Origin of the sequence: Endozoicomonas sp., from assembly GCF_051008435.1 — a bacterium.
Taxonomy (GTDB): domain Bacteria; phylum Pseudomonadota; class Gammaproteobacteria; order Pseudomonadales; family Endozoicomonadaceae; genus Endozoicomonas_A.
On sequence record NZ_JBPCXO010000039.1, the window covers coordinates 1 to 3849 of the forward strand.

Consider the following 3849-nt stretch of genomic DNA (forward strand, 5'->3'; position numbering starts at 1 on the left):
ATATTGCTCCGCTTCAACCAGACCTGTGTTATATGGGGCAGGGTTTGTATTTGAATCACTGGGAGATTGGCTATATTGCTCCGCTTCAACCAGACCTGTGTTATATGGGGCAGGGTTTGTATTTGAATCACTGGGAGATTGGCTATATTGCTCCGCTTCAACCAGACCTGTGTTATATGGGGCAGGGTTTGTATTTTGTGGATTGCCTACCATGTAAGGAATAACATTACTGAAAGATGCAGACGGCTGATATTGAAAATACGGATCGAAACTCACGCCATCAAAAGGAACTCCTGAAGTCTCCGGAGGCTGGTGACCGAGTATAGGATCCACAGCCCATTGAGAAGGTATCGAAGCTGGTAAAGCAGAGGGGGGGGAGAGGTGATGAAGCCACACAGGAAACCACTCAAAAAACCATGACATAAACCATGTCTGAAAATTTTGGGTAAATTGCTGCCAGTTTGCTCCCTGAGGTCTTGGCCTCGTAATTGGTGTGGCGGCATGTCTTTCGTTTGTTGGTACTTGCCCATGTGTGGTGCCATGTGTGGTGCCATGTGTGGTGCCATGGTAGTTATCCCGTCTCTGAGGAGCGCTAACTGGTTTGGCGGTTCGTGTGGTGACAGTACTGGTTGTACTCACCCTTATTCCGGGTGAGCGTACTTGTTCGATTGGAATGAGTTGAGGCGGTTCGATTCTTCTTCTTCTGGGGCTGTATTTATAACCAGGATGATCTATTTTATGCTGCTGACTCACTTTTTCTGCTTGATCGTAATAAGGCTTTCTTTCAACTGCAGACATAGCCTTCCACTGCTTTCCCAATCTTTTTGATATCTCGATATTGTTTAGCTCCGGATTTTTAGATTTTAGTTCTAGTCTGTTAACTTTGCCCCAGACCATAAAGGCATTCATGGGCCTTTTGATTCGTTTTTGCTTATTTTTTACTTCATCTTCATCTGTTTTATCTTCACCTGTTTCATCGCAATCTTGTCGGGGGCGTTTTTGTCCTCGGTTCGGGTCATCATCCCCCTGCCCTGCTGCCCCTTTGCTTGCCTGGGCAAATCCTCTGGCTCCTCCTGCGCGCATCATATAAACCTGAATTTCAGTAATATATCCTGAAAACATGTTTTTAATTCCTGATGGCGCAATAGACAAAGCCTCAAATTCAACCGCTGACAAATAGTCGCTTTGGACATAAGGTGCATTAGGTAAGGTTACGTGATTGTATTTGTTGACTGTGTTTTCAGATGTCTGTGTATGTAATATTGCAAATCCACTCCCTGATTTTCTGGAGCCTGGCTTTCCGTAGTTTGTTTCGCGGGTTTCTTTTTCAGGGTATCCGGGTAACCTGAAGTAATGTATATCTCCTTCGTTATCCAGAAAGCCTGATGAGAGGTAATCTAAAGATAACCCTGAAGGAAATGCAATTTCTACAGCCTCTCCCGATGTATAACATAGAATGAAATTATCCTGGTATTCGTGATCGCAATTGGGAGAATACACGAGGAATTCTTCAAATAGACTGTTCTGTTCAAAAGCAAATACAACAAAACCTTCTGAATTGCTTTCAGCTTCAGGGAATGTCTGAAAAAGAATATGAGACATTCCACTGGACACTTCCGTTAAAGATATGACTTGATCATTATTATTCAGCATATAACCAGAAAAATAGCTATAAGCCTGACCAATATTAAGTTCATAAAAATTCCTGTCGTGTGCAAGCGTTGCAACATCAATATATTCAGGTGTCAGATTTTCTGTATGCTCTCCAAAAATGAAAGCATATTTATTAAATGAAATGCTTAATGGTGCTGAAATAGAAAAAGTACAGGAAGCAAAACAGAATATTAGCAGCACTGTTCGTAAAAAAAGTTTCAAGGCGCTTCCTCTTAGAAGTCGATTATGAGTTCGGCTTTTGAAATTTATTCAAGCCAGTTAGCTATAGTTTTCTGAATGTAACTATTCAGACCCCAACAAAGGTTGATTCCCGTAATTCTTCATCGCTATAAACAGGGCTTCAAAAACGTTTTGTGCCTGCTTCCTCGACGATGAGATATAACTTCGTATCCGGCAATACCATTTCGCCCCTTTCTTGCTTCTTATGCATCCCGATATTTTTTGCTTCACCTTGCCATTTCGGATGTCTTGCTCACTGCCATTATTATCGAAGGGGATGGTGAAGTTGGTCATGAACCTCAAGGTTTCGTCCTTGAACTCCGCCAAGCGTTTCAACAGGTTGAAGGCTTTCGTATTTTTGACTTTATCGTGGCCCAGCCGTTGCCGGAGGCGTTCCATGTACTCAGCTTCTTCGGTTTGCGCTCTTTTCGCTGTCCGCTCGAACAGCGAAACAATGCGTTGGCGGATAACCTCCGGCATGGCCGTCATGCCGATCTTTCTAAAGCCGTTACTGAGATGGCAAGCGAGCCTCAGCAACCGCTGGAGACGTGCGGCAAGATAGTTGCAATCCCTGTCGACAACCCCCTGCAACTCCCTCAGATGATGGGCATTGCAAAGCACGTGAGCTGCCGCATAACGGAAGTAGACCTTGTAATGATCGTGAACCAGTATCCCGGCAAAAACCAGCAGGACGCCCATTGATTCTATGGCAGAGTGACCTTTACTGGGATCAAGGTGATACAGTGTCCATTTCTCAGTACGCAGAACATGCATCCACCACAGCGAGCCAGCCACTCTCATGCCCGTTTCATCAGCACCTGCAATCGGTACGCCCTTGAGGGCATCGATAATCGCCTGCTCCGTGCTGGCTAATTGGTCATAAGCATTTTCCTGGAAGGTACAGATAGAACCCGGACTGACTTTCAACCCAAAAATGTCCATGAAAATCAGAGAAGCGCGTTTGTAAGGCACCAGCTGATACTGGCAAAGATACACAGCCAGCGCCTGAGTAGTTGGCCCATACTGCACATGAGAGTCAACGCCTTCCGGGAAGCTGGCGCGCGTAATATGCCCGCAAGTGCATTCTTTGACTTCCGCTACATGAGCGGTGTCTTCAAAGTGACCAAAACGACCCGGTTCAAATACTTGTCTCTCAACCAACTTGATGGCTTTTTCAGAACGCAGCGACCGATGACACTTTTCGCAATCTATGGCAGGGTGATAGCGGCTATGCTCAGTTTCTGCGACCTGCTGAAGCGTAGAGCCTTTATGACCACCGGGCTTGTGACCAGACTTCTGTCGTAAGCTTTTCGGACTGGGTTTGTCGTCTACTGGTTTGCTGTCCGGCGTCGAATCAGATGAATCGTTTGCCTTGGCGGAAGGCTTGGCATAACCATCTGTAGAAAGAGGCTTGCTACTGTTTCGGCTGTTGGTGTTGAGCCTGTCGGCCAGTTCCTTGTTCTCTGCTTCCAGCTTGGCGACCTGCTCACTCAGACCCACAACCTGCTCCTGTAGCTCATTCACAACAGCAAGGAAGGTAATAATAATCTGAAATTCGAGAGCGGGTTGACTCATGGCGGCAAGTGCTCAGAAAACTGTGTTTCAAGATGGCACAAAGTCACGAAAATTCCAGTTTACTGCGAGGGGGCTGAATAGTTACTCTCTCGAAATATAAAGGACATCCATGAAATAATGAAATATAAAGGACATCCATAAATTAAAGATAAAAGGGACATCCACAAATTTGACTAACCGACCGGTTGAACTACTTTTCTCCTGTTTCTGATTTTTTATCTTTCCAACAGGAGATCCCATGACCCGAGCCCGCTGCAGTCTGATTGACCCAGGCTCGACACCGTATTATCACTGTATGGCCCGGTGCGGTGTGTCATGAGAACAGAGTCGGTCTGTTCGCAACTGTATTAGAGATGGAGGTAGGCCCTCCGGTGGCGGCTT

At 45.7% G+C, this 3849-nt stretch carries 2 protein-coding genes; both read right to left on the bottom strand.

All coding sequences use genetic code 11. The features are described 5' to 3' along the window. Positions 1-1875 (bottom strand): SOX family transcription factor (locus tag ACR2PX_RS01790; RefSeq protein WP_433997644.1); only part of this gene is annotated, 1875 nt, incomplete at its 3' end. A gap of 81 nt (positions 1876-1956) precedes the next feature. Further along, positions 1957-3468, bottom strand: coding sequence for an IS66 family transposase (tnpC, locus tag ACR2PX_RS01795; protein ID WP_433997645.1), 1512 nt, complete (start codon positions 3466-3468; stop codon positions 1957-1959). Positions 3469-3849: the final 381 nt, after the last annotated feature.

What these genes read in the sequence shown, in the direction of transcription:
- tnpC (WP_433997645.1), bottom strand. Translation starts at nt 3,468, where the DNA reads ATGAGTCAACCCGCTCTCGAATTTCAGATTATTATTACCTTCCTTGCT.